The organism is Streptomyces sp. NBC_01166, from assembly GCF_045039765.1.
Lineage (GTDB): Bacteria > Actinomycetota > Actinomycetes > Streptomycetales > Streptomycetaceae > Streptomyces.
On the sequence record NZ_CP108613.1, the window covers coordinates 4,482,861 to 4,508,768 of the forward strand.

General features: G+C 70.7%; 23 protein-coding genes and 3 tRNA genes. 16 read left to right on the forward strand and 10 right to left on the reverse strand.

Features of this window, described 5'->3' with window-relative positions; all coding sequences use genetic code 11:
- Positions 1–107 precede the first annotated feature (107 nt).
- The 4 genes from purD to OG379_RS20575 all read left to right on the forward strand — a co-directional run bounded on the left by purD (position 108) and on the right by OG379_RS20575 (position 6,136).
- The gene (purD, locus tag OG379_RS20560; RefSeq protein ID WP_405664641.1) at positions 108–1,361 is read left to right on the forward strand and encodes a phosphoribosylamine--glycine ligase; all 1,254 of its coding nucleotides are present in this window, start codon (positions 108–110) and stop codon (positions 1,359–1,361) included.
- Between the two features lie 299 nt (positions 1,362–1,660).
- Positions 1,661–3,376: a hypothetical protein gene (locus tag OG379_RS20565; RefSeq protein WP_405664642.1), complete on the forward strand. Its 1,716-nt coding sequence runs from the start codon at positions 1,661–1,663 to the stop codon at positions 3,374–3,376.
- 219 nt (positions 3,377–3,595) lie between these two features.
- Complete coding sequence (locus tag OG379_RS20570; RefSeq protein WP_405664643.1) at positions 3,596–5,059, forward strand: N,N-dimethylformamidase beta subunit family domain-containing protein; 1,464 nt, start codon at positions 3,596–3,598, stop codon at positions 5,057–5,059.
- Between the two features lie 150 nt (positions 5,060–5,209).
- Positions 5,210–6,136 carry a phosphoribosylaminoimidazolesuccinocarboxamide synthase gene (locus OG379_RS20575; protein ID WP_393766236.1) on the forward strand — a complete coding sequence of 309 codons (927 nt, stop codon included), beginning with the start codon at positions 5,210–5,212 and terminating at the stop codon, positions 6,134–6,136.
- Positions 6,137–6,180: 44 nt separating this feature from the next.
- On the opposite strand, the gene OG379_RS20580 is transcribed toward OG379_RS20575, so the two are convergent.
- The 6 genes from OG379_RS20580 to OG379_RS20605 all read right to left on the reverse strand — a co-directional run bounded on the left by OG379_RS20580 (position 6,181) and on the right by OG379_RS20605 (position 9,032).
- Positions 6,181–6,253, reverse strand: a tRNA-Gly gene (locus OG379_RS20580).
- A 22-nt stretch (positions 6,254–6,275) separates the two neighbouring features.
- Positions 6,276–6,899: a response regulator gene (locus tag OG379_RS20585; RefSeq protein WP_393766235.1), complete on the reverse strand. Its 624-nt coding sequence runs from the start codon at positions 6,897–6,899 to the stop codon at positions 6,276–6,278.
- Positions 6,896–8,155 carry a sensor histidine kinase gene (locus tag OG379_RS20590; protein WP_405664644.1) on the reverse strand — a complete coding sequence of 420 codons (1,260 nt, stop codon included), beginning with the start codon at positions 8,153–8,155 and terminating at the stop codon, positions 6,896–6,898. The genes OG379_RS20585 and OG379_RS20590 overlap by 4 nt, the downstream gene beginning before the upstream one ends.
- Before the next feature lie 166 nt (positions 8,156–8,321).
- Positions 8,322–8,394 (reverse strand) — tRNA-Gly (locus tag OG379_RS20595).
- Positions 8,395–8,473: 79 nt separating this feature from the next.
- Positions 8,474–8,545, reverse strand: a tRNA-Gly gene (locus OG379_RS20600).
- A 151-nt stretch (positions 8,546–8,696) separates the two neighbouring features.
- The gene (locus tag OG379_RS20605; protein WP_393766233.1) at positions 8,697–9,032 is read right to left on the reverse strand and encodes an Lsr2 family protein; all 336 of its coding nucleotides are present in this window, start codon (positions 9,030–9,032) and stop codon (positions 8,697–8,699) included.
- 384 nt (positions 9,033–9,416) lie between these two features.
- Here OG379_RS20605 and purS point away from each other — a divergent pair, with 384 nt between their 5' ends.
- The 8 genes from purS to OG379_RS20645 all read left to right on the forward strand — a co-directional run bounded on the left by purS (position 9,417) and on the right by OG379_RS20645 (position 17,140).
- A complete protein-coding gene (gene purS, locus OG379_RS20610; protein WP_099173088.1) occupies positions 9,417–9,668 on the forward strand; it encodes a phosphoribosylformylglycinamidine synthase subunit PurS in 252 nt (83 codons plus the stop codon).
- Positions 9,665–10,345: a phosphoribosylformylglycinamidine synthase subunit PurQ gene (gene purQ, locus OG379_RS20615; RefSeq protein ID WP_104787613.1), complete on the forward strand. Its 681-nt coding sequence runs from the start codon at positions 9,665–9,667 to the stop codon at positions 10,343–10,345. The genes purS and purQ overlap by 4 nt, the downstream gene beginning before the upstream one ends.
- Positions 10,342–12,591: a phosphoribosylformylglycinamidine synthase subunit PurL gene (gene purL / locus OG379_RS20620; RefSeq protein WP_393766231.1), complete on the forward strand. Its 2,250-nt coding sequence runs from the start codon at positions 10,342–10,344 to the stop codon at positions 12,589–12,591. The genes purQ and purL overlap by 4 nt, the downstream gene beginning before the upstream one ends.
- Before the next feature lie 104 nt (positions 12,592–12,695).
- The gene (locus OG379_RS20625) at positions 12,696–13,223 is read left to right on the forward strand and encodes an ArsR/SmtB family transcription factor (protein WP_405664645.1); all 528 of its coding nucleotides are present in this window, start codon (positions 12,696–12,698) and stop codon (positions 13,221–13,223) included.
- A 30-nt stretch (positions 13,224–13,253) separates the two neighbouring features.
- Positions 13,254–14,078 carry a M23 family metallopeptidase gene (locus OG379_RS20630; protein ID WP_405664646.1) on the forward strand — a complete coding sequence of 275 codons (825 nt, stop codon included), beginning with the start codon at positions 13,254–13,256 and terminating at the stop codon, positions 14,076–14,078.
- Between the two features lie 43 nt (positions 14,079–14,121).
- Positions 14,122–15,405, forward strand: a complete 1,284-nt coding sequence (locus OG379_RS20635; protein WP_405664647.1) for a hypothetical protein — start codon at positions 14,122–14,124, stop codon at positions 15,403–15,405.
- A 51-nt stretch (positions 15,406–15,456) separates the two neighbouring features.
- On the forward strand, positions 15,457–16,257 hold the full coding sequence (locus OG379_RS20640; protein WP_405664648.1) for a sterol carrier family protein: 801 nt from the start codon (positions 15,457–15,459) through the stop codon (positions 16,255–16,257).
- Between the two features lie 37 nt (positions 16,258–16,294).
- A complete protein-coding gene (locus OG379_RS20645) occupies positions 16,295–17,140 on the forward strand; it encodes an META domain-containing protein (RefSeq protein ID WP_405664649.1) in 846 nt (281 codons plus the stop codon).
- Positions 17,141–17,173: 33 nt separating this feature from the next.
- On the opposite strand, the gene OG379_RS20650 is transcribed toward OG379_RS20645, so the two are convergent.
- Together OG379_RS20650 and OG379_RS20655 are read right to left on the reverse strand one after the other, a co-directional pair.
- Positions 17,174–18,634: a sulfatase gene (locus OG379_RS20650; protein ID WP_405664650.1), complete on the reverse strand. Its 1,461-nt coding sequence runs from the start codon at positions 18,632–18,634 to the stop codon at positions 17,174–17,176.
- 201 nt (positions 18,635–18,835) lie between these two features.
- Entirely contained in the window at positions 18,836–18,928 is a 93-nt protein-coding gene (locus OG379_RS20655; protein ID WP_351527697.1) for a putative leader peptide, read from the reverse strand.
- A 443-nt stretch (positions 18,929–19,371) separates the two neighbouring features.
- On the opposite strand from OG379_RS20655, the gene purF reads away from it, so the two are divergent.
- Positions 19,372–20,898, forward strand: a complete 1,527-nt coding sequence (purF, locus tag OG379_RS20660; RefSeq protein WP_393766224.1) for an amidophosphoribosyltransferase — start codon at positions 19,372–19,374, stop codon at positions 20,896–20,898.
- Between the two features lie 60 nt (positions 20,899–20,958).
- A complete protein-coding gene (gene purM / locus OG379_RS20665; protein WP_405664651.1) occupies positions 20,959–22,032 on the forward strand; it encodes a phosphoribosylformylglycinamidine cyclo-ligase in 1,074 nt (357 codons plus the stop codon).
- Positions 22,033–22,176: 144 nt separating this feature from the next.
- Here purM and OG379_RS20670 read toward each other — a convergent pair whose 3' ends face one another.
- Together OG379_RS20670 and OG379_RS20675 are read right to left on the reverse strand one after the other, a co-directional pair.
- Positions 22,177–22,434, reverse strand: coding sequence for a DUF3073 domain-containing protein (locus tag OG379_RS20670; RefSeq protein ID WP_031097368.1), 258 nt, complete (start codon positions 22,432–22,434; stop codon positions 22,177–22,179).
- 346 nt (positions 22,435–22,780) lie between these two features.
- A complete protein-coding gene (locus tag OG379_RS20675; protein ID WP_405664652.1) occupies positions 22,781–23,878 on the reverse strand; it encodes a Leu/Phe/Val dehydrogenase in 1,098 nt (365 codons plus the stop codon).
- 177 nt (positions 23,879–24,055) lie between these two features.
- On the opposite strand from OG379_RS20675, the gene OG379_RS20680 reads away from it, so the two are divergent.
- Both OG379_RS20680 and bldC read left to right on the forward strand, forming a co-directional pair.
- Positions 24,056–24,898 carry a hypothetical protein gene (locus tag OG379_RS20680; RefSeq protein ID WP_405664653.1) on the forward strand — a complete coding sequence of 281 codons (843 nt, stop codon included), beginning with the start codon at positions 24,056–24,058 and terminating at the stop codon, positions 24,896–24,898.
- Positions 24,899–25,558: 660 nt separating this feature from the next.
- Positions 25,559–25,765 carry a developmental transcriptional regulator BldC gene (bldC, locus tag OG379_RS20685; protein WP_003949541.1) on the forward strand — a complete coding sequence of 69 codons (207 nt, stop codon included), beginning with the start codon at positions 25,559–25,561 and terminating at the stop codon, positions 25,763–25,765.
- The last annotated feature ends 143 nt before the right edge of the window (positions 25,766–25,908 follow it).

Genomic DNA, 25,908 nt, shown 5'->3' on the forward strand with positions numbered 1-25,908 from the left:
CCCGCACCCTGCACCCCACGGCACGCACCCCACGGACCGGCCTCCGGTCCGTCCCACGGAGCGGCGCCCGTCGAGGCGGCCGGTCCCCGGCGGTTAGGCTGCACCCCGTGAAGGTCCTCGTCATCGGCGGCGGCGCCCGCGAACACGCCCTGTGCCGCTCTCTCTCCCTCGACCCCGATGTCACCGCTCTGTACTGCGCCCCCGGCAACGCCGGAATCGCAGAGGTGGCCGAACTGCACCCGGTCGACGCACTCGACGGCGACGCCGTCGCGCGTCTCGCGACCGAGCTGGGTGCCGAGCTGGTGGTCGTCGGCCCGGAGGCACCGCTTGTCGCCGGTGTCGCCGACGCCGTGCGCGCGGCCGGCATCCCCTGCTTCGGCCCCTCGGGCGAGGCTGCCCGGCTGGAGGGCTCCAAGGCGTTCGCCAAGGACGTCATGGCCGGGGCCAACGTCCCGACCGCCCGCAGCTACGTCTGCACCACCCCCGCCGAGATCGACGAGGCCCTGGACGCCTTCGGTGCTCCGTACGTCGTGAAGGACGACGGTCTCGCGGCCGGCAAGGGCGTCGTCGTCACGGACGACGTCGAAGCCGCGCGGGCCCACGCCCTGGCCTGCGACCGCGTGGTCATCGAGGAGTTCCTCGACGGCCCCGAGGTCAGCCTCTTCGCGATCACCGACGGCACCACGGTGCTCCCGCTCCAGCCGGCCCAGGACTTCAAGCGCGCCCTGGACGGCGACGAGGGCCCGAACACCGGCGGCATGGGCGCGTACTCCCCGCTCCCGTGGGCCGACCCGAAGCTGGTCGACGAGGTCATGCAGACCGTTCTGCAGCCGACCGTCGACGAGCTCCGCCGCCGCGGTACGCCCTTCTCCGGGCTGCTGTACGCGGGCCTCGCGATCACCTCGCGCGGCGTACGGGTCATCGAGTTCAACGCCCGCTTCGGCGACCCGGAGACCCAGGTGGTCCTGGCCCGGCTGAAGACCCCGCTGGCCGGTGTCCTGCTCGGTTCCGCCAACGGCACCCTCGACGTCGTGCCCGCCCTGAAGTGGCACGACGACGCCGCGGTCACGGTGGTCATCGCCTCGCGCAACTATCCGGGGACGCCCCGGACCGGGGATCCGATCGAGGGTCTCGCGGACGTCGTGGAGAAGGATGCGCCGCACGCGTTCGTCCTGCACGCCGGTACGCGGCAGGACGGTGATGCGGTCGTCAGCGCCGGAGGGCGCGTGCTCTCCGTGACGGCGACCGGCAAGGACCTCACGCAGGCCCGTGAACGCGCCTACACGGCCCTCGGCCGCATCCGGCTCATCGGCTCCCAGCACCGCACGGACATCGCCCGTAAGGCCGCCGAAGGGGCCTGAGAACCGTTCGCCCCCGTGCCCGGCCCTCCACGGAGGCGCCGGGCACAGGCGTGTCAGAGGCCTCCCGGCGAGGCCGCCGTATCACCGAACGCCTGGGTACCGGCACGTCAGCAGCTTTACCCAAAGCCATTCCATCGGGTGACGGCTCGGCCATCCGGATGACGCCCGACGGGGCCCCAACTAGGGTGCGGCGCAAGCATTCCGGCACTTGGCCCACCGGCATTGCGATGTCGGTGACGGGTGCCACAGTGGGGGAGTGACCACTACCGTCGCGGGGGCAGAGGGGGTGACGTCCAGTCGTGTCCGGTACCGGTTCGGTTGAGGAGCTGGGTGCGCACGCAGCGCGGGCCAGGGCCGTGGCTCTGCTGCGCATCCGCAGCAGAGCCACGGCCCTGGCGATCCTGCCCGCGGCCGCGGCCGTCGTGCTGCTCGTCGCGGTCGCCCAGGGGCGCATCGGGCCGGGCGTGTGGTCCACGGTCAGCTGGGCGGTGGCGGCCTGCGCCGTCGTGGTCCTGCTGGTCGCCGCGGCGGTCGCCGTCGCGGTGGCGCGTGCCAGGCCGGCGGTCAGCCCGACCGTGCCTCTCACCGAGGCGGCGGCCCCCGATCTCTACCGGCTGGTCAGGGACCTCGCCGACCGCCTCGACGTCCCGGCGCCGTCGGCCATAGCGCTGACCCCCGACTGCGACAGCTGGCTGGAGGACCGTACGCACCCCGCCGCACAGCCGAAGGGGCCGGCGGGGTCCCGGCGTGGCCGCCGGGTCCCGGCGGCGCCCGTGCTGGTGATCGGCTCCCCCTTCCTGTGGTGGATGAGGGTGGCCGAGCTCCGGGCGGTTCTCGCCCCGGTGGTCGCGGGCACCGGGCCGTCCGCCCACCCGGACATAGCCGCCGCCCGCCGTTTCGTCCGCGGCCTGGACGCCGCGGTCGCGGACGCCACCCTGCCCGGGCAGGGGCGCGTACGCAGGATTCCCGCGGCCTTCGTGGGGTGGATCGCCAGGGTGCTGCTGCGCGGCTGTCGCGGTCACGCGGCGGAGATGGAGCGCTGCGTCGCCGCCGCCGCTTCGGGCCGCGCCCAGGAGGTGGACTACGGGCTGCGGATCGTCGCCCAGGAGCAGGTGGGCCTGGCCTACGCGGGCTGGGACCGGCTGCTGACCCGGGTCGCGCTGCCCGCCTGGCGGATGGGGCGCTGGCCCTCGCGGCTCGACGCCGGTGTCGTCTCCGCGCTCACCGAGCTCTCCCGGCGCGACCGGCTGGCGGAGGACTTCACCTCCCGGCTGGGGGAGCGCCCCGCCTGCGATCTCATCGAGGAGCCCGGTGCGGCCGACGAGGCGGCCTCCCTGCTGGCCGCCCGGCTCTTCCACGGGGGGCCGGCCGAGCCCGGGCCGGGCTGGTCCCCGGTCGACTGGCAGCAGTATCCGGAAGAGGTGGTGGACCGGAAATGGCGTACGGAGGCTGCCCGCCTGCACCGGGTGCTCGACGCCATGGGAGTGGCCACCAGCGTCTCCGTGGGGGCCCCGGACGCGGCGGCCCACGGCTCGGCGGTGCCCACGCTGGCGCGTGTGATCGACCACCTCGCCACACCGGGCGCGGACAGCGAGGCCCTCGCGGCCGGGATCGGCGCCGCGGTCGCCCGCGACGAGGAGAAGGCGGCCCCGCGTCCCCGGACCGGCGGGAGCAGCTCCCCGGACGACGGCACGCAGGCCGGGGCCGACACCGGCCCCCTCGACCTCTGGGGGCCCGTCCCGCTCCCGCTCTTCCCCCTCCAGCCGCCCCGTACGGGCACGGAGCTGCTCGCCGACCACGTCGTGGCGATGGTCTGCTGCGCCGCCGTGGACACGGCGGGGGCCGCGCCCGGCCTCGACTGGCTCGACGGCCCCGCGCTGCTGGTCGACGGCGGCCGCAGGTCGGACCTCGGCGCCCCCGTCTCCAGCCTCGTCGAGGACGGGGACGCGGAGCCGCTGCTCTCCTGGCTCACGGCGGTAGGGGTGCGCACCGACAAGCCCGTACGCCTGGGCTGAGAGGTGCGCCGGGGCCGACGGCCCGCCTGAGTTGAACGGTCGTCCGTCCACTTAGGTGAAGAAATGCCCGAAGTATGCCCCCGATACCCGGAAGATCGGGCTCCGGCCGCGTCAATTCGCGACGAACGGTAACGGAGTGCGTGCGTTATGTGATGTGCTGGGGTGCGGCGCCGGGACCCGGCGCGGCAGACATGTCGGGGGACGAGGGAGGGGAGCGGGATGGGGGCGGAGCAGATCCGGCGATGGGAATCGGGTGCCCTCGCGCATGCCGTGAGCGACCCCTTCGGGCAGGGCCCGCTGCCCTGGCTGCGAGGCAGCGAGAACTACTTCGACGACACCGGCCAGGTCGTCCCCTGGTACGCCGACCCCGAGCTCGGCCGCGGCGGTACCGGCGGCGGCACGCGGACGGCCGACGACGTGCACCAGCAGATCAAGGGGTTCGTGTCCCCCGGCGCCGCGGCACCCGGCGAGGCGATCGACTTCCACATCACGGTGGACCCGCCCCAGCAGTTCTCCGTCGACGTCTACCGCATCGGGCACTACGCGGGCGACGGCGCCGCCAAGATCACCACCAGCCCGCGTCTCTCCGGCATCGTCCAGCCGGCACCGCTGACCGCCGAGCGGACGGTCTCCTGCCATCACTGGTGGCTCTCCTGGCGGCTGCAGATCCCCAGCTACTGGTCGGTCGGGGCGTACGTCGCCGTGCTCACCACCGCCGACGGCCACCGCTCGCACGTCCCCTTCACGGTCCGCGACGACCACCCCGCGGACCTGCTGCTCCTGCTCCCGGACGTCACCTGGCAGGCCTACAACCTCTATCCGGAGGACGGCCGCACCGGCGCGAGCCTCTACCACGCGTGGGACGAGGGGGGCCGGCTGCTGGGCGAGGAGGACGCCGCCGTCACCATCTCCTTCGACCGCCCCTACGCGGGCGCAGGGCTGCCCCTCCACGTCGGCCACGCCTACGACTTCATCCGCTGGGCCGAGCGTTACGGCTACGACCTCGCGTACGCGGACGCCCGCGACCTGCACGCAGGCCGTGTGGACCCCAGCCGCTACCGGGGCCTGGTCTTCCCCGGCCACGACGAGTACTGGTCGGTGCCGATGCGCCGCACCGCCGAGCTGGCCAGGGACACCGGCACCTCGCTCGTCTTCCTCTCGGCCAACACCATGTACTGGCAGGTCGGCCTCGGTCCGTCCCCCTCCGGTGTTCCCGACCGCCTGCTCACCTGCCGCAAGCGCCGCGGGCCGGGAAAGCCCGCGCTGTGGCGTGAGGTCGACCGCCCCGAACAGCAGCTGCTCGGCATCCAGTACGCGGGCCGGGTCCCCGATCCGCACCCGCTGGTCGTGCGGAACGCGAGCCACTGGCTCTGGGAGGCCACCGGCGCGTCCGAGGGCGACGAGATCGACGGGCTGGTCGCCGGCGAGGCCGACCGCTACTTCCCGCGTACGGCGCTCCCCGAGCACGAGAGCCGCATGCTGCTCGCGCACTCCCCGTACGCCGACGGTGAGGGGGCCACCCGGCACCAGGAGACCTCGCTGTACCGCGCCCCGTCGGGCGCGCTCGTCTTCGCCTCGGGCACCTTCGCCTGGTCCCCGGCCCTGGACCGCCCGGGCCACGTCGACTCCCGTATCCAGCGGGCCACGGCCAACCTGCTCGACCGGATCTGCAAGCGGGACTGAGAAGCGGAACCCGTCGGCCGTCCGCTCCGCGAGCTCCTGCTCCGGTCCCTCCGCGGCCCCGCCCTGTCCACCGTGCGACCCCTGGCGGCGCGGCTCCCCGGCATGCGGGACAATCGGAACGACTCCTGGATCAACCTACGCGGAGGCAGCGTGTCCGGTTTCGTAGAAAAGCCCGAGCCCGTGCAGGTGCCGGGGCTCACCCACCTGCACACCGGCAAGGTGCGCGACCTGTACCGGAACGAGGCGGGTGACCTCGTGATGGTCGCCAGTGACCGTATGTCCGCGTACGACTGGGTCCTGCCCACCGAGATCCCCGACAAGGGCCGTGTGCTCACCCAGCTGTCGCTGTGGTGGTTCGACCAGCTCGCCGATCTCGTCCCCAACCATGTGCTGTCGACGGAGCTTCCGCCCGGCGCCCCCGCCGACTGGGCCGGCCGGACCCTGATCTGCCGCTCGCTGCGGATGGTCCCGGTCGAGTGCGTGGCGCGTGGCTATCTGACGGGCTCCGGTCTGACGGAGTACAACGCCACGCGGACCGTCTGCGGTCTCGGTCTGCCCGAGGGCCTGGTCGACGGCTCCGAGCTCCCGGGGCCGATCTTCACCCCGGCCACGAAGGCCGCGGTCGGCGATCACGACGAGAACGTGTCGTACGAGGAGGTCGCCCGCGAGGTCGGCCCCGAGACGGCGGCCGTGCTGCGCCGGACGACGCTGGACGTCTACGGACGTGCCCGGGACATCGCCCGTGAGCGCGGGATCATCCTCGCCGACACGAAGTTCGAGTTCGGTTTCGCGCCGACCGCGGACGGCGGCGAGGAGCTGATCCTCGCGGACGAGGTGCTGACGCCCGACTCCTCCCGCTTCTGGCCGGCCGAGAGCTGGGAGCCGGGCAGGGCGCAGCCTTCCTACGACAAGCAGTTCGTGCGCGACTGGCTGACCTCACCGGCCTCCGGCTGGGACCGCCACGGCGAGCAGCCGCCCCCGCCGCTGCCGCAGGAGATCGTCGACGCGACCCGCGCCAAGTACATCGACGCGTACGAGCTCCTGACCGGCACGAGCTGGCCGGCCCGGGGAGTGTGACAGCAGAAGGCCCCGGTCACGAGGACCGGGGCCTTCTTGTGCGGAGCGGACGACCAGGTTCGAACTGGCGACCTCAACCTTGGCAAGGTTGCGCTCTACCAACTGAGCTACGTCCGCGTGCGCCGAAGCGCGGTGCCTACTATACCCAACCTCTCTGCCGTGCGAGACGCACTGCCGCATGACGGTTCTCCGCCCCGAGTTTGGAGACGGCCGCGGACAGGTAGTTGCGCACGGTGCCCTGCGACAGCGACGCCCGCTCCGCGATCTCAGCGACCGGCGCACCGTCCGCCGCGAGCTCCAGCACCTCCGCCTCCCGCGCGGTCAGGGGGGAGTCCCCGGCGGAGATGGCGTCGGCCGCCAACTCCGGGTCCACATAACGGTTTCCGGCGTGCACCGTGCGGATTATCTCGGCGAGCCGCCGGGCGCTGACCGTCTTCGGGACGAAAGCCCGGACGCCCGCCTCCAGAGCGCGTTTCAGGTGCCCGGGCCGGCCGTGGCTCGTCACGATCATGGTCTTGCAGCCGGGAAGTCCGGTCCGCAGCGATGTGGCGACCTTCACACCGTCGGCGCCCGGCATCTCCAGGTCCAGGACCGCCACATCGGGCCGGTGGGCCATCGCCATGGCGAGCGCCTCCGGCCCGGTCGCCGCCTCGGCGACCAGGACGATGTCGTCCTCCAGGGCGAGGAGGGCGGCCAGCGCGCCCCGGATCAGGTGCTCGTCGTCGGCGAGCAGGACGCGGACGGGGTCCGGTGCGGGTGTCATCTCTTCTCCAGCGGGGAGGGTGCGGTGTTCCGTGGCGAGGGCAGCGGGACAGCCGCGGTCAGCTGGAACCGTCCGTCGCCGGTCGGTCCCGCCTCCAGCGAACCGCCGACCGCGGCAAGCCGTTCCCGGAGCCCGTGGAGTCCTGAGCCGCCGCCGGGGACGACGGCCTTGTCCGGTGTCACGCCGTCGTTCTCCACCACCAGACGGACCCCCTCCCGCGCGGTCTCCAGCCGTATGTCGCACCGCTGCGGATCGCCGTGTCGCAGCACGTTGGTGGCCGCCTCGCGTACGGCCCAGCCGAGCGCCGACTGCACGGCGGAGGGGAGCTGCCCGCCGTCGCCGTGGACGGCGCACTCGATCCCCGCCGCCCGCAAGACCCCCTGGGCCCCGAGCAGTTCAGTACGGAGATCGGCCTCCCGGTAGCCCCGTACGACGTCCCGGACCTCCTGCTGGGAGGCGCGGGCGATGCGCTGCACCTCGACCATCTGGTCCGTCGCGGCGGGCTTTCCGCGCTGCGCCAGCTCGACCGCGAGCTCGCTCTTCAGCGCGATCACCGCCAGATTCCGGCCCAGCACGTCATGCATGTCCCGCCCGAACCGCAGCCGCTCCTCGGCGACCGCCAGCCGCGTCTCGACGTCCTGGGCGTCGCGGAGCTTCTGCATGATGCCGAGCGTCCAGGCCGAGAGACGCACGGTGGAAAAGATCAGCAGACCGCCGAAGCCCACCCCCGTCAGGGTGGTCAGGGCGAAGGAGCCGGTGCCCCCGGCCAGCAGGGTGCCCCCGCTCATGCCGGCCGTCACCACCGCGATGCAGACACTGGACGCCCACATCGGGAAGGCGAGGACGAACGGCGTCAGGAACGGCCACGCCACCGCCGCCAGGGCCAACTGCAGCTCGGGGTAGGTCTCGGTGCCGGCGTAACCGCCGAGTGCCAGCAGGCTTGCCGCGTTCACGATGAACAGGACGGCCGCCAGGGCGATCAGTCGTCGTTCGACACCCCTGCGGCCGAGGTAACCGTCGAGGGCCCGGGAGACCAACGGCACCGAGCAGACGCCCTGCGCGATCACGGTCAGGACCGTGACGGCGATCAGGGCGGCAGGTGCGTCCGAGTGCCGGACCGGGCGCGTCACCGACAGGAGCGCCACGCACACGACCATCCCCCAGACCATGGAGTGCATGGTCCCGCGCGTGTAGAGGTCGATCTTGTCGAATCCATCGCGCCGCTGCCAGCTGCGCACCTGTGTCCGTACCCACACGGTTTCCGCTCCCCCTTGTTCCCCGTGGACCTCTCGCTCAAGACTTCCGCAGGATCACGGCCGCGAGCAGTGCGCATTGTCACCGTTGCCCATGACAAACGTCATGCGCCGATAACCGGAAACGCCAAAGGCCCCGGTCGATATCGACCGGGGCCTTTGAATCAAGAGCGGACGACCAGGTTCGAACTGGCGACCTCAACCTTGGCAAGGTTGCGCTCTACCAACTGAGCTACGTCCGCATTGCTGCCACTCGGCTTTCACCGGTGGAGCGCTCACTACTCTACCTGATCCACTCAGTGGTCCGGTAAGGCAGTGCAGAGCGGGTGACAGGAATTGCACACTGCGCCTTCCCCCTGGAAGGGGGATGTTCTACTACTGAACTACACCCGCACGCTGCGTCGGACCCGGCCCTTCGGCCTTGCCCTTCGGCGTGCTCCAGACTCTAGCCGACCTGCAGGGGTGTTGTGCAAGTCGGCTCCCCGAGGTGTCGCTCCGGGGTCCGGCGGACGCCGGAGCGGAATGGAGCATTCCGGGCGCCGCCTCAACTGGCCGCGTTGAACGCCTCGTAGACCTTCTTGGGGATCCGGCCGCGGGCCGGTACCTCCATCCGGTGCGAGCGGGCCCAGGCGCGCACGGCCGCGGGGTCCGGCGCGAGCGACGTGTGGTGGTACGACACCGGAGCCTTGCCGCGCTTGCCGGTATTTGTCTGCTTTCGGCCTGCCGCGACGTACGGGGCCAGCGACTTACGCAGTTTCTTTGCATTGGCGGGATTGAGGTCGATCTCGTACGACTTCCCGTCCAGGGCGAAGGTGACCGTTTCCGCCGCTTCTCCCCCGTCGATGTCGTCGGAGAGCGTAACCACGACGCGCTGAGCCACGGATATCGGTCCTTTCCTACGGCATCGTCGCGCGTGACATGCGCTGATGCCGGCCTTCCGGCGGCTGGGCGGATACGGATCGACGGCTGTCGACTGTTCCGGGGCAATCGTGCTTTCCCCGGTATTCATTTGTACAGCGGTGGGAGCCGCATTGTGAAGCCCGGCCAATTGCGTCCGCGTGTTGCCGCCGCGTGTCCGCATGCAATCCAGGTGAAGATTTTTTCCAGGATTTTTCCCGGCTGTTGTCGCCTCCGATATCTCGTCGTGATCAGGGCCGCCCGATATCTACCCGCGTAGAATTTCAGGCCAGGTACGCTGAGAGGACCCGCGGGGATCTGGGGAACCCCTCGGAGACACAGCCGCACCACACCACCGGGAGTGCCAGTGGCACGCGTCGTAGTCGACGTCATGCTCAAGCCGGAGATCCTCGACCCGCAGGGACAGGCTGTGCAGCGCGCACTGCCCCGTCTCGGCTTCGACGGAATCGCGGACGTTCGTCAGGGAAAGCGTTTCGAGCTCGAGGTCGAGGGGCCGGTCGACGATGCCGCCCTCGCCCGTATTAACGAGATCGCCGAGACCTTCCTCGCCAACACCGTCATCGAGGACTTCACCGTCAAGGTGGAGGAGGAGAAGTGACCACCCGTATCGGCGTCGTCACTTTTCCCGGCACGCTCGACGACCAGGACAGCCTGCGGGCCGTGCGGATCGCGGGTGGAGAACCCGTATCCCTCTGGCACCGCGACAAGGACCTCCACCAGGTCGACGCGGTCATCCTGGCGGGCGGATTCAGTTACGGCGACTATCTGCGCGCCGGCGCCATCTCGCGTTTCTCGCCGGTGATGGAGACCGTCATCGAGCAGGCGAAGGCCGGCATGCCGGTCCTCGGTATCTGCAACGGTTTCCAGATCCTGACCGAGGCACACCTGCTGCCCGGAGCGATGCTGCGCAACAACCACCTCCACTTCATCTGCCGCGACCAGAAGCTGCGGGTGGAGAACGCGGAGACCGCCTGGACCACGGACTACTCGGCGGGCCAGGAGATCTCCGTCCCGCTGAAGAACGTGGACGGCCGGTACACCGCCGACGAGCGCACGCTCGACGAGCTGGAGGCCGAGGGCCGCGTCGCCTTCCGCTACGCCGACGTCAACCCGAACGGCTCGCTGCGCGACATCGCAGGCATCACCAACGCCGCGGGCAACGTCGTCGGTCTGATGCCGCACCCGGAGCACGCCGTCGAGCCGCTGATCGGTACCGGTCGCACCGACGGTCTGGGTTTCTTCACCTCGATCATCAAGAAGCTGGTCAACGCATGAGCCTGGACACGGTCAAGCACGCGGCCGAAACCCCGGACGCCGGACAGCCCTGGAAGGAGCTCGGCCTCAAGGAGGACGAGTACGCCCGGATCCGCGAGATCCTGGGCCGCCGTCCCACCGGCGCCGAGCTCGCCATGTACTCCGTGATGTGGTCCGAGCACTGCTCGTACAAGAGCAGCAAGGTCCACCTCAAGCAGTTCGGCGAGAAGGTCCCCGCCAACGACGCGATGCTCGTCGGCATCGGCGAGAACGCCGGTGTGGTCGACGTCGGCCAGGGTTACGCGGTCACCTTCAAGGTCGAGTCGCACAACCACCCCTCGTACATCGAGCCCTACCAGGGCGCGGCCACCGGCGTCGGCGGCATCGTCCGCGACATCCTGGCCATGGGCGCCCGGCCGATCGCGGTCGTCGACCCGCTGCGCTTCGGTGCGGCCGACCACCCCGACACCCGCCGGGTCCTGCCGGGCATCGTCGCGGGCATCGGCGGCTACGGGAACTGCCTCGGCCTGCCGAACATCGGCGGCGAGGTCGTCTTCGACGCCTGCTACCAGGGCAACCCGCTCGTCAACGCCGGCTGCATCGGCGTGATGAAGCACGAGGACATCCACCTCGCCCAGGCCTCCGGTCCCGGCAACAAGGTGATCCTCTACGGCGCCCGCACCGGCGGCGACGGCATCGGCGGAGTCTCCGTGCTGGCCTCGGAGACCTTTGACGACACCAAGCCCACCAAGCGCCCCGCCGTCCAGGTCGGCGACCCGTTCCAGGAGAAGCTCCTCATCGAGTGCACCCTGGAGATCTTCAAGGAGAAGCTCGTCGCGGGCATCCAGGACCTCGGCGGCGCCGGGCTCTCCTGCGCCACGAGCGAGCTGGCCTCCGCGGGCTCCGGCGGTATGCGCGTCGAGCTGGACACCGTGCCGCTGCGCGACTCCTCCCTCTCGCCCGAGGAGATCCTCATGAGCGAGTCGCAGGAGCGCATGTGCGCGATCGTCGAGCCGCAGCACGTGGACCGCTTCATGGAGATCTGCGAGAAGTGGGACGTCATCGCCACCGTCATCGGTGAGGTGACCGAGGGCACGCAGCTGGAGATCTTCTGGCACGGCGAGCAGATCGTGGACGTACCGCCGCGGTCCGTGGCCCACGAGGGTCCGACCTACCACCGGCCGTTCGCCCGCCCCTCCTGGCAGGACGCGCTGCAGGCCGACGACGCCGGTGCGCTGGCCCGTCCGGCGAACGGCGCGGAGCTGCGCGAGCAGGTCCTCAAGCTGGTCAGCTCCCCGAACCAGGCCTCCAAGTCCTGGATCACCGACCAGTACGACCGCTTCGTGCAGGGCAACACCGTGCTCGCGATGCCCGAGGACGCCGGCATGGTCCGGATCGACGAGAAGTCGAACCTGGGCGTGGCCATGGCGACCGACGGCAACGGCCGTTACGCCAAGCTCGACCCGTACACGGGCGCGCAGCTCGCGCTGGCCGAGTCCTACCGCAACGTGGCCGCGTCCGGCGCCAAGCCGCTCGCCATCTCCGACTGCCTGAACTTCGGTTCGCCCGAGGACCCGGACGTCATGTGGCAGTTCGCCGAGGCCACCCGTGGTCTCGCGGACGGCTGCCTGGAGCTGGGAACCCCGGTCACCGGCGGCAACGTCTCGCTGTACAACCAGACCGGTGAGACGGCGATCCACCCGACGCCGGTCGTGGCCGTCCTCGGTGTGATCGACGACGTCACCCGGCGCACGCCGGTCGCCTTCGCCGAGGAGGGCCAGCTGCTCTACCTCCTGGGCGACACCCGTGAGGAGTTCGGCGGCTCGGCCTGGTCCGAGGTCATCCACCAGCACCTCGGCGGCATGCCGCCGAAGGTCGACCTGGGCCGCGAGAAGCTGCTCGGCGAGATCCTGATCTCGGCCTCCCGCGACGGCATGATCGACGCGGCGCACGACCTCTCCGACGGCGGTCTGATCCAGGCGGTCACCGAGTCCTGCCTGCGCGGCGGGAAGGGCGCCCGGCTGGTCGTCCCGGACGGCCTGGACGCGTTCACCTTCCTGTTCTCGGAGTCGGCCGGCCGCGCGGTCGTCTCGATCCCGCGCAGCGAGGAGCTCCGCTTCAACGACATGTGCGGGGCGCGGGGACTGCCCGTCGCCCGGATCGGTGTCGTGGACGGCGAGGAGATCGAGATCCAGGGCGAGTTCAGCATTCCGCTGAGCGAGCTGCGCACCGCGCACGAGGGGACCCTGACGGGTCTGTTCGCCTAGGTTCTGCCTGTACCGAAGCCCCCGTCCGGGTCGACCGGACGGGGGCTTCGGCATTCCTGCCGTACCCGTTGATTGAGATTACGTAATTACGTAAGGTGGAAGTCATGGAGCTGGAGGAGCGCGTCGCCGAACTGGAGCGTCGCCTCGCGGTGCTGGAGTCGGCTGCCGGGAGCGAGAAGCCGGAGCTGGGCGTCGGGGACTTCTGGGCGCTGGACGGGCTGAAGGAACAGCTCGGCCAGGTCGGGGACGCGGCGGCGGACGGCGGGGTGCTGTTCACGGGCGCGGTGAAGCTGCCGGCCGGCGAGCGGTACGAGTGGCAGTACGGCGCGCTCACCGTGGGCCTCCTGGGGAGCACGGATGAGGACCGCCCCGACTGGGCGGAAGCCGCCGAACCCCTGGCGGCGCTGGGCCATCCGGTCCGGCTGCGGCTGCTCCGCGAGGTCCTCGGCGGCCGCCGCACGGCCGCCGAACTGGCCGAGCTCGACGACACGGGCACGACCGGCCAGATCTACCACCATCTGCGCCTGCTGACCGGCGCGGGCTGGCTGCACACGACGGGCCGCGGGCGTTACGAGGTGCCGGGCGCCCGGGTGGTGCCGCTGCTGGTGGTGCTCACGGCCGCCCGGCCCTGAGACCTGTACGCCGAGACCGAGGGGGACCTCATGTCCGCACGCAAGGCCGCGATGGTCACCTACCGCTGCTGCTGGCTCGTGTTCGTCGCGCTGGTGCTGGCCGGCCTCTTCGCCGAGCCGCTGGTGCCCTTCGGGCTGACCTTCGTGCCCGCGGCGGCCGCGATCCTCATCGGGCTCCTGATGGGCCGCCGCAGCGCCGAGGACCTGGCGAAGGACCGGCCGGCCGTCGAGGTGGGGCCGCCGGTGACCGGGCGCTGGACAGCGGTCAACAGCCCGGCCGACAAGGTCCCCAGCCACGGCACCCACGGCTACGGGCAGACGTACGCGATCGATATCGTCGCCGAACCGGAGGAGGGCGGCCGTCCCCCCTTCCGGTGGCTGTGGCCCGTCGCCCGGCCCAACCGCGACTTCCCGGCCTTCGACGCCCCGCTCGTCGCGGTGGCGGACGGCACGGTCGTGCACGCGAGCGACGGCCAGCGCGACCACCTCAGCCGGAACTCCGGCCCTGCCCTGGCGTATCTGATGCTGGTGGAGGCCTCCGTACGTGACATGACCGGCGCCCACAGGATCGTCGGCAACCACGTCGTGCTCGACCTCGGCGACGGGACGTACGCCGCGTACGCGCACGTCCGGAACGGCTCCCTCCAGGTGAAGGCGGGGGACACCGTCCGGGAGGGGCAGACGCTGGCACGCTGCGGGAACTCCGGCAACTCGACCGAGCCGCATGTGCACTTCCAGCTGATGGACCACCCGGATCTCGACGTGGCGCGGGGGATCCCCTTCACCTGGCGGGGCGTCGGCGTACCGGCCAACGGCGAGGCGTTCACGGCCGAGGGGGCTGTCGGTACCGGCTGATAGCTTGGCGATCGTAGGCGTAGGGACCGTACGGGGGGCGACGGTGGACGATCGGGGCAGTGCGCAACAGGACGGCGTCGTACGGGAGTGGCCCGACCGCGGGCCCTGGGGCAACGTCTTCAACAAGCTGCTGTGCGTGCTCGCCGTCGCCGGTATCGGACTGAGTGTCTGGGCCTTCGTCATGGAGTTCATCGACCTCCGTGACCGGGGGGAGAGCCGGGATCACATCACGGCGGCGTGCGGCGGCCTCATCGACCCCGACCCCGTCCTCGGGCTGAACGGCGGCGGGATCGACCGGGTCGAGCTCGACGACGAGCACGAGATATCCACCGACGAGCCCTCCAGCGGCTGTCTCGTCTACCGGGTGGGCGATCCGGGGACGACGTACGGGCACTTCTCCATGGCACTCGAGCGCCACTCCGCGGACCCTGACGCCGAGGAGACCCGGACCGAGGTGGACGGTGAGTCCGACCGGCCGTTCCGCAGCGGCTACGACGCCGACGAGCCGGATGTCGTGGTGCGCCATGCTCTCCCGCACCCGCTGGGCGACGGCAGGCTCGGCGAATACGACGAGTACCGGGTGACGGCCCGGGCGTTGTGCGAGAAGGGGGGCGCGGTCTCCTCCCTGGAAGCCACGACCGTCGCCCGGTACGACGAGCCCGTCACGCCCGAGGACCGCCGCACGCTCGCCGGTCTGGCGCGCCAGGCGGTGGACCGGGCCGCCGAACGGACGGGGTGCAGAGCCGACCTCCCCGAGCTGCCCGCCGCACTGGCCGAGCCGAAGCTGGACCTGGGCTCACCGGCGAGCACGGGTGGCACCTGCGCCTGGTACCGGCGTTTCATCGCCGCCGAGGGCCGGGGAAAGCTCCCCGACCGGACCCTCGCCGCTCCGGCGGGAAAGGCGAGCGACCATGACGCCTGTGTGCTCGTGGTCGGTGAGAAGGAGACCCGCAGGCTCTGGCCGGGTTACGCGAAGACCGAGGAGGACCCTCAGCAGTTGAGGGACGTTCTGAAGTATTCCCCCTGGTGGGTGAAGACCGATACGTACGTCGGCGACGAGACACGGGGACTCGTGAGCAACGAGATCCTGGAGCCGACCGAGCTCGCGACGGGCGACGCGGGCACGGACTCCGGTGGCCTCTGGTGGGCGTCGTCCGTCTGCGGCGGCCGGCCCGCCGTGCATGTGATGTGGCTGTCCTATCCGTACGACCGAATAGTTCCGGACCGGCTGGAAGCCCTGTTCCGGGCGTACGTCGACGACGCCACCGAGCGCCGCGGCTGCACGGATGTCGTCCGTCCCGACGCGGTGGACTTCGCGCGTAAGTGAGTCCGGCGGCACACGGGTCCGCTGTCGGACCCTCCCGTTAGTCTCGCCCCTATGCCACCGGCCAAGAAGCGCCCCCGCGCCTACGACATGTCCCGGACCAGGACCGCGGTCCTGGCCCAGTTCGCCCACGTCCAGGACGCCCTCCGCACGCTGACGCCGGAGCAGTTGGCCCTGCCCGGGCTGGGGGAGTGGACCGTGCGTGAGCTCGTGGCGCACATGACCACGGCGCTGGAGCGGGTCAGCCGGTCGATGGAACTGCCGGAGCCGGCCGGTGGGCCCAAGCCGGAGATCGCCCTGCTGGAGTGGCCTTTCTCCACAGCGGGGAACGCCGTGGGAATCGCCGGCCACACCCGGGACCTCGCCGAGGCCCACCCCGACCTCGGCGCGCTGTACGAGGAGACGGCCGCCCGGTTCGCCGAGCTTGTGCCCGTCGGAGCCGGCGACCGGCTGGTGACGACCCGGGCGGGCACGATGCGGCTGGGCGACTTCCTGGTGACCCGCGCCGTCGAGCTCGTCGTCCACACGGACGATCTCCACCGGGCGACCGGCCTCGACATCCCGTACGACCGGCAGGCGCTCGCCGCCTGCACCCGGCTGCTCGCCGACGCGCTCGCGGACAAGGCGCCCGGCGGCTCGGTCGAGGTGCGCGTCCCGCCCTTCGCCGTCCTCCAGTGCATCGGCGGCCCCAAGCACACCAGGGGCACGCCGCCCAACGTCGTGGAGACGGACCCGCTCACCTGGATCCGGCTGGCCACCGGACGTACGCAGTGGGCGGACGCGCTCGAAGCGGCGCAGGTCAGCGCCAGTGGGGAGCGGGCCGACCTCGCCCCGCTGCTTCCGCTGATGGGCTGAGGGGAACCGGATCGGCCGGTCGATCCGTCCCATGGCCATGCGCAAACAACGTATGGCTGTCAGCGCCGTTGTCGTCCTGGCCACCTTCACCCTTGCCGCCTGCGGTACGGAGTCGGGCTCCGGAGCGGGTTCCGGGGACTCCGGAGACGGCAGCGGCACCGTACGGACGGGCCCATCCCTGACCGGTGTCCACTGGAATGTGTCCTCCCTGACCGTCGGCGGGAAGAAGACCACCGCCCCCGCCGGTGCCCATGTCGAGATCGGCCCCGAGGGCAAGGCCACCGGCAATCTGGGCTGCAACCGCTTCACCGCCGAGGTCCAGGTCGAGGGCGACAAGGTGACCGTCGGACCGGGCACGACCACGGAAATGGGGTGCGAGGAGGATGTCCAGCAGTTCGAGAAGGCGATGGGCCGTGCCTTCAGCGGCGAGCTCAAGGCCGCGGTGGCGGACCGGAGCGGCGGGAAGGCCCTGACCCTGACCACCGCGCAGGGCGACTCCATCGCCCTCAGCTCCGAGCCGCCGGCCCCGCTCACCGGCACCACCTGGAAGATCACCGGACTCGTGTCCGGCAGTGTCGCCACTTCCCTGCCCGCCGGTACGGAGAAGAAGGCGCATCTCACCTTCGGCAAGGACGGCTCGGTGGAGGGGAACCTCGGCTGCAACTCGTTCCACGGAAAGGCGGCGGTCTCCGGTTCCACCCTCACCTTCGGTCCCCTCGCCTCCACCCGGAAGATGTGCGCGGCTCCGGAGATGAAGCTTGAACGTGCGCTGCAGGGTGTGCTGGAGGGGAGGACGACGTACGAGATCGATCACCGCTCCCTGTCGATCGAGGGCAAGGGCGGCAAGGGACTCGACGCCGCCGCCCCGGCGGCCGAGGGATGACCGGCCGGGGCGGATCCGCGCGGAACGGATTCCTCAGGAACCGGTCGGATACGGGAGCAGGCCGGAGTCCGTCTTCTCCCACGACGCCCGCAGCGCGGCCAGCCGCTCCGGCTCGGCCGCCGCACGGTCGGCCTGTTCGCGCTGGTCGTCGGCAAGGTTGAAGAGCTGGTCCGTCCCGCTCTGCCCCCTGTAGTACTTCCAGTCGCCGCGCCGCAGCGCCCGCTCACCGCGCACCCGCCAGAACAGGTCACGCTCCTTCGGTGTCTCGTCGCGCAGCAGATATCCCGCGAGGCTGACGCCGTCCAGCGGGTGGGCGGGGTCCGGCCTTGCTCCGCCGAGCTCCAGCAGGGTCGCCGTCCAGTCGGGCGAGAACACAGGGAGATCGCTGACCTGGTGACCGTCGATCCGGGCGGGCCAGCGCAGCACCGAGGGGACGCGGATGCCGCCCTCCTGGAGGGAGCTCTTGTTGCCGGACAGCGGCCAGTTGTAGGAGAACCGCTCGCCCCCGTTGTCGCTGGCGAAGAAGACCAGAGTGTCCTCCTCCTGCCCCGACCGCTTCAGCGCCTGCAGCACCTCGCCGACGGAGCGGTCCAGGTCCTCGACCATCTCCGTGTACTTCTCGACCGAACCGCCGTCGGCGTTCCAGAGTGCGCCCCGGTCGCCGGCCTTGATCCGGCGGACGATCTCGGCGGAGGCCTCCGTGTCGCCGTCGGCGATCCAGGGCCAGTGCGGGGTGGTGAAGTTCAGGTTGAGGAGCCACGGCTTGTCGTGGTCACGCTGCACGTACTCGCTGGCGCGCTCGGTGAGGACCCGGGTGTAGTAGCGCAGGTCCTTGTACTCGGCGTCGCCCTCGTACAGGTCGTACTCGCCGCCCAGACCGAGCTTGGAGTAGTACTCCAGGGCTCCGCCGAAGTTGCCGAAGAACTCGTCCCAGCCCGACCTGGTGGGGCTGTAGTCCGGCAGGTATCCGCAGTGCCACTTGCCGATCAGCGCGGTCGAGTAGCCGGCGCCGCGCAGGAGGGAGGCGAGCGTCGGGTGGGTGGGCTCCAGCCCCACGGACCTGTCGGCGATGGGCTCGGCGAGCCCGCCCTTCGTACGCCCCGGATAGCGCCCCGTGTAGAGGCTGAACCGGGTGGGCGAGCAGGTGGCGGAGCCGGAGTAGGCGTCCGTGAACCGCACGCCCTGCCGCCCGAGCCTGTCCAGGTTGGGGGTGCGGATGTGCGGAGCGCCGTACGAGGAGAGGTCCGCCCAGCCGAGGTCGTCGCCGAGGATGAACAGGATGTTGGGACGGCGCGAGTGCCTTCCGCGGGCGGCGCGGAACGGCCGCTCCCGCGTCACGCCGTCGGACGCGGGAGCGGCGGCTGCCGGGGCAGCGGCCTGTATCCCGACGGCGGCGGTCGCTGCGGTCGCGCCCACGGCGGTGGTGAAGGCGCGCCGGCTCAGCGGCGAGCCGGAAAGCTCATCCGAACCTGTATTCGAATTACGAGACGTCATGGGGGCTCCAGGGCGGGGCCCGCGCGCCGGTGGGGGAGGGGCGGCGCGCGAGGGGGCGGGTGCGGTGATCCGTCGGAAAGGGCGCGCGGGCGGGCGTACCCGGGCATGACGGGGCAGTGCGGGGAGAAGAGCGGAAACGCGTGCATACGTGCCGGAGTTCGGGGCGGAAGCCCTATGGGAGGCCCCGGGGGCGCGGCAGGCTCAGGCGCAGCGACAGATGGCGCTCGCGACACGTCCCAGATCGACGTGGCGGCGCTCCACGAGCGTGACCGAGTGATCACCGAGGGGCTGCATGAGGAAGGAGCCTGCCCAACGGCCATCGGCCTGTCAACGGTGGTCTCGCACTGCGGACAGCTGTCCCACGAGCCGCCGGACGCGGTCGGTGGGGCCCCGGCCGGGCTCGCGCGGTGTGAGGCTCGCCACGAAACGAGCGTTCGGCCAGCGTCTGCCCCACGGGCGATCCCGGCTCACCGAGTGCCACGACGGAGGCGGCGCCGGCGCGGAACGGCTGCGCCGCCCGACTCGTCGGTAACAGCCGTCCATCCCGGGCGTCGGCGGCTTCAGGGCACTCCGGGGCCAGGGTGGAGGCGGAGCGCCGAGGTGGTCGCGGTCACCCGGAGTGATCGCTCGGTGCCTGCTGGGGCGCCCGTGGAAAGGCCCCTGCCACCCCGCCCGTGGCTCCGGGTGGGCGGCCACCCAATTCGGACCGGTGGTCGATCTCGCCTACACTCGGTGGTGTGCCTCGTGGTGATGGACGACTCAACCACGACCTGCTCCCCGGAGAGAAAGGCCCCCAGGACGCTTGCGGCGTCTTCGGTGTCTGGGCTCCGGGCGAAGAGGTCGCCAAGCTCACCTATTTCGGACTGTATGCCCTGCAGCACCGTGGACAGGAGTCCGCGGGCATCGCAGTGAGCAACGGGTCCCAGATCCTGGTCTTCAAGGACATGGGACTGGTCTCGCAGGTCTTCGACGAAACGTCTCTGGGATCGCTCCAGGGCCATATCGCGGTCGGTCATGCCCGCTACTCCACCACCGGTGCCTCGGTGTGGGAGAACGCGCAGCCGACGTTCCGTGCCACCGCGCACGGCTCGATCGCCCTGGGTCACAACGGCAACCTGGTCAATACGGCCCAGCTCGCGGAGATGGTCGCCGACCTTCCCCGCAAGGACGGCCGTGCCACCCAGGTCGCCGCGACGAACGACACCGATCTGGTGACCGCGCTGCTCGCCGGCCAGAGAGATGACGACGACAAGCCGCTCACCATCGAGGAGGCCGCCGCAAAGGTGCTCCCCGAGGTCAAGGGCGCCTTCTCGCTCGTCTACATGGACGAGCACACGCTCTACGCGGCCCGCGACCCGCAGGGCATCCGCCCTCTGGTCCTCGGCCGGCTCGAGCGTGGCTGGGTGGTGGCCTCCGAGTCCGCCGCCCTCGACATCTGCGGTGCCAGCTACGTCCGCGAGATCGAGCCGGGCGAGCTCGTCGCCATCGACGAGAACGGCCTCCGCAGCACCCGCTTCGCAGAAGCGAAGCCCAAGGGCTGCGTCTTCGAGTACGTCTACCTGGCCCGTCCCGACACCGACATCGCCGGGCGGAACGTCTACCTCTCCCGCGTGGAGATGGGTCGGAAGCTGGCGGCCGAGGCCCCCGTCGAGGCCGATCTGGTCATAGCGACGCCGGAATCGGGAACCCCTGCGGCCATCGGCTACGCCGAGGCGAGCGGAATTCCGTTCGGAGCCGGTCTGGTCAAGAACGCCTACGTCGGCCGGACCTTCATCCAGCCTTCACAGACCATCCGCCAGTTGGGCATCCGGCTCAAGCTCAATCCCCTCAAGGAAGTCATCAAGGGCAAGCGCCTGGTGGTCGTCGACGACTCGATCGTCCGCGGCAACACGCAGCGCGCCCTGGTGAGGATGCTCCGCGAGGCGGGCGCCGCCGAGATCCACATCCGGATCTCCTCCCCGCCCGTGAAGTGGCCGTGCTTCTTCGGCATCGACTTCGCGACGCGCGCCGAGCTGATCGCCAACGGCATGTCCGTGGACGAGATCGCCACCTCCATGGGTGCCGACTCCCTCTCGTACATCTCGCTCGACGCGATGGTCGAGGCCACGACGATCGCCAAGCCGAATCTCTGCCGCGCCTGCTTCGACGGCGAATACCCGATGGAGCTTCCGGACCCGGAGCTGCTCGGGAAGCAGCTGCTGGAGACCGAGCTGGCGGCCGGCCCCGCCGCGACCGCGGCGGCCGACGCGCTGCGTCGTCCGTGATCCGGACCGACCGGCTGCCTCCCCACCAGCCCCGTATTCCCACACGAAAGATCCCGGGCAATGTCTGAGACAACAGGTGCTTCCTACGCTGCGGCGGGCGTCGACATCGAAGCCGGTGACCGCGCCGTCGAGCTGATGAAGGAGTGGGTGAAGAAGACGCAGCGCCCCGAGGTCGCGGGCCTCGGCGGCCTCGGCGGATTCGCCGGCCTCTTCGACGCCTCGGCGCTCAAGCGTTACGAGCGCCCGCTGCTCGCCTCCGCCACCGACGGCGTCGGCACGAAGGTCGACCTGGCCCGGCAGATGGGCGTGTACGACACCATCGGCCACGACCTCGTCGGCATGGTCGTCGACGACCTGGTCGTCTGCGGCGCCGAGCCGCTCTTCATGACCGACTACATCTGTGTCGGCAAGGTGCATCCCGAGCGTGTCGCGGCCATCGTGAAGGGCATCGCCGAAGGCTGTGTCCTGGCGGGCTGCGCCCTGGTCGGCGGCGAGACGGCCGAGCACCCCGGCCTGCTGGGCCCCGACGACTTCGACGTCGCCGGCGCCGGGACGGGCGTGGTCGAGGCCGACAGGCTGCTGGGTCCGGACCGTATCCGTAAGGGTGACGCCGTGATCGCGATGGCGTCGTCCGGTCTTCACTCGAACGGGTACTCGCTCGTGCGCCACGTGGTCTTCGACCGGGCCGGCTGGACCCTGGACCGCGAGGTCGAGGAGTTCGGCAGGACGCTCGGTGAGGAGCTCCTGGAGCCCACCAGGATCTACTCCCTGGACTGCCTGGCGCTGACCCGTACGACCGAGGTGCACGGCTTCAGCCACGTCACCGGGGGCGGCCTGGCCAACAACCTGGCCCGGGTGATCCCGGACGGGCTGCACGCCACGGTCGACCGGTCCACCTGGGCGCCGGGTGCCGTCTTCGACCTGGTCGGCAAGGCCGGGAAGGTCGAGCAGCTCGAGCTGGAGAAGACGCTCAACATGGGCGTCGGCATGATCGCGGTCGTCCCCGCCGACTCGGTGGAGGCAGCGCTGACGACGCTGGCCGACCGGGGTGTCGACTCCTGGGTCGCCGGCGAGATCACCGAGCGCGGTGACCACGCCACGGGCGCCGAGCTGACCGGCAGCTACGCACGGTAGAACGCGCCGCACCGCCGGTCCGGGCACACCACCGGACCGGCGGGGCCCGGCGGGCCTGTCACGAGGAACTCCGCGCATCCGTACCGGGACAGCACAGAACCCGGTCCGGGCAGGCCCGGACCGGGTTGATGTGTCAGCGCGAGGTCAAGCGCCGCGGCGCTGTGACGACGGACCGGACTGGCCGTCCTCGTCCGCGTCCTCGTCGTCGTTGTACAGATCCGCGTACTGTGCGTACGGGTCATCTTCCTCGTCGTCGTCCTCGAACGGCTCGGCGTTCGGTGGCTGACTCGAAGGCGATGCGCCCAGCTCATTGGCCAGACGCGACAGGTCTGTCCCGCCGCTGCTGTACTTCAGCTGGCGGGCGACCTTGGTCTGCTTGGCCTTTGCCCGGCCGCGCCCCATGGCTCGACCCCCTCGGTGACGGGGCTCGACGGCCCCAGAGTCTTGACACGCGTTCATGTTTCGGGACGGACTCTCAGCTGAGAGACCGCGCCCGTGGCTTTAACGGTACCTGCTTCCTCGGCCATACGGTACGCCGCCCGCATCACGCACCTCGGTGCAGGACCGCAGAGGAGCCCGTCCTCGCTGGTCAACCCCGATTTTAACCTCTTGTGGACGGCCGACCCGCCGACCGGAGTGAGTCTTGTCTCCCTGTGGCCCGGCCGGCTGATCCCACGCCCGTACGGGGCCGCCGTCACCGGACCTTCCTCACTGTCCGGTGACGGGTGCTCGACTCCGGGGTGACGGGTCAGCGACGCCGGGCGTCCGCCATCCGCTGTTCGGCGATCCGGTCGGCCGCCGCAGCCGGCGGGATGCCGTCCGCCTTCGCACGTGCGAATATGGCCAGCGTGGTGTCGAAGATCTTCGTGGCTTTCGCCTTGCACCGGTCGAAGTCGAAACCGTGGAGCTCGTCGGCGACCTGGATCACGCCGCCGGCGTTCACCACGTAGTCCGGTGCGTACAGAACCGATCGGTCGGCAAGGTCCTTCTCGACGCCCGGGTGCGCGAGCTGGTTGTTGGCCGCGCCGCACACCACCTTGGCGGTGAGCACGGGAACGCTGTGGTCGTCGAGCGCGCCGCCGAGCGCGCACGGGGCGTAGATGTCGAGCCCCTCCGTGCGGATCAGCGCGTCGGTGTCCACGGCCACGGAGACCTCGGGGTGCAGGTCGGTGATCCGGCGTACGGACTCCTCGCGCACATCGGTCACGACGACCTCGGCGCCGTCGCTCAGCAGGTGCTCGACCAGGTGGCGGCCGACCTTCCCGACGCCCGCGACGCCGACCTTGCGGCCGCGCAGCGTGGGGTCGCCCCAGAGGTGCTGCGCGGAGGCCCGCATGCCCTGGAAGACGCCGAACGCGGTGAGGACGGAGGAGTCGCCCGCGCCGCCGTTCTCGGGGGAGCGGCCGGTGGTCCAGCGGCACTCCCGGGCGACGACGTCCATGTCTGCGACGTACGTGCCCACATCACAGGCGGTCACATAGCGCCCGCCGAGCGAGGCCACGAACCGTCCGTAGGCCAGGAGCAGTTCCTCGGACTTGATCCGGTCGGGATCGCCGATGATGACGGCCTTGCCGCCGCCGTGGTCGAGGCCGGCCATGGCGTTCTTGTACGACATGCCGCGCGAGAGGTTCAGCGCGTCGGCGACGGCCTCGGCCTCGGAGGCGTACGGGTAGAAGCGGGTCCCGCCGAGGGCCGGGCCCAGAGCGGTGGAGTGGAGGGCGATGACGGCCTTGAGGCCGCTGGCACGGTCCTGGCAGATGACGACCTGCTCATGGCCGCCCTGGTCCGAGTGGAACAGGGTGTGCAGGACATCTGACGGGTCAGGCACGCCGGTCACATCGGTCACTGTGGTGACTCCCAAGTACGAAGCGGCGGAAGACCCTCCTGAAGGTGGGGAGGGCCCCGGACCGACCGCGACGGGACGGTCCGACTGGGCAAGAGCGTAAGTCCTCGTGAGACGTAGATCTGTTCCCGTGCCCGGGATCACCCCCCTGTGGAGTACCGGCGTGACACGATTTACCGCATGTCGGTGGTGTCTTCGGTGCTCATCCCTTACGCGTCCTACCTGCGGGTGTACGAACCGCTCGCCGCCTTCCGCGAACCCGAACGGGGCCACTGGACGCGCTACGCGCAGCGCTCCGAGCTCCCCACGGCCCAGGACGAACTGCGTAGTTCGCTCGCCGACTTGGTCCCCACCCCTCCGGTGGCCGTACCGGTGCACGAGAGCGCGGACGCCTTCGTCGCGCTGGTCGACGGAGTGGTCTGCGTCTGCCCGTGGCGGACCCGGATGCGCGGCTGGATGGCAATGAGCGAACTGGGGGGTCTGTTTCCGGCCACAGTGCTGGACGCGGTCCTGCCCCCGGTGGTGCGGGGGCAGGCGGCGGCGGACTACGAGCGGTGGGCCGAGCGGAATCCCGACGCCCGCCCCTGGATCCGGACCACGGTGTGGCACGTCCCGGTGCGCTGGTTCGTGCTGTTCGACGACGAGGAGCGGGAGTACCTGACGGCGGGCGGGGCGGGGGACCGGCTGCTGCGGTACCGGACTCCGATGGTGCAGGCACGCCGCAGGCTCGCGAGGGCGCTGCGGACGCTGCGGGAGACCGTGGACGAGGGGCCGCTGACCGAGGGGCTCGTGGAGGTGGGGCGCTGGCTGGAGGAGTTCCATCCGCGCGCCATGGTCGAGCTGGACTACGGCGGCCTGGTCCACGCGCTGAGCGGCGAGCAGCTCGCCGCGGACCGGTCGGCAGCCGATGTGGCCGAGGGCATCGCGGCGCTGCGCTCCGGGGACAGCGACGCGGCGGGTGTGGCGTACGGGCGTCTCGCCGACCGCTGGCGAGCGGTGCGTGACCTACAATCCTCCAACTAGCCCGAAGCGGTGTGAATGGGATCGCACCGTCGCATAGAGGGGCTATCCGCAGGGAAGAGACATCCTGTGAGGTGTCCGACATCCGTGGGCACCAAGGAGGCCCGGCGGAGGTGAACGGAGATGTCCTGAGGGGAACTGACGGGCCGTGAACCGGTGCCCGGTGTGACGCGTGCGACAGGTGGGGCGGGAGACCGCTCGCCAGGGGCGGGACCTACGTCCCGAACCGGGCCTTTGCCTCAAGCGTGATGGATAGCACTAACGGGGCCCTTGCGCCCTTCCCTACTCCTCATGCCAAAATAGGACAAGGAGTCCGGGGAGGACTCTGTCCGCCCAACTATGGGCGGAATGCTCAGCATTGCACGCTATGGGGGGTCTGACGACTTCTGACGACTCCTGGTTGTCCTGTGACTGATCGTTACTGGGGCGTGACTGTCCGCTATGGCATGGTCCATCGGCTTCCGTCGCTGATGAACACCTGGGAGGGCAATTCCATCGGTTTGGCCGACGTGGCTGGACGGATGGTGTAGTTGTAGTGCCGAAGACAAGCCGTTCGTCCTATAACCGACTCGGCCCGCGTCCGCCATTTCGGGCAACGCGGGTCAAGGTGCAGAATTTAGAGGAAAGAACCGAGATGGTTCGGTTCTCCCGAGGAGGCCGCTCATGACCGCTCGCACCCCTGATGCCGAGCCGCTGCTGACCCCGGCTGAGGTTGCCACGATGTTCCGCGTGGACCCGAAGACGGTCACCCGTTGGGCAAAGGCTGGCAAGCTCACGTCCATCCGCACGCTCGGTGGGCATCGCCGGTACCGCGAGGCAGAGGTCCGCGCACTGCTTGCGGGTATTCCGCAGCAGCGCAGCGAGGCCTGACACACCCCTGTCGCCGCAGCCACAACAGGGCGCTGAAGGGTCCCCCAACCCTCGGTGTTCCCACTCATAGCTCCACACGACGGGCGCCCGCCCCAACGGGCGCCATCCCGGCGAGATGCGGGTACGTCGTTCGATCGCGCTGG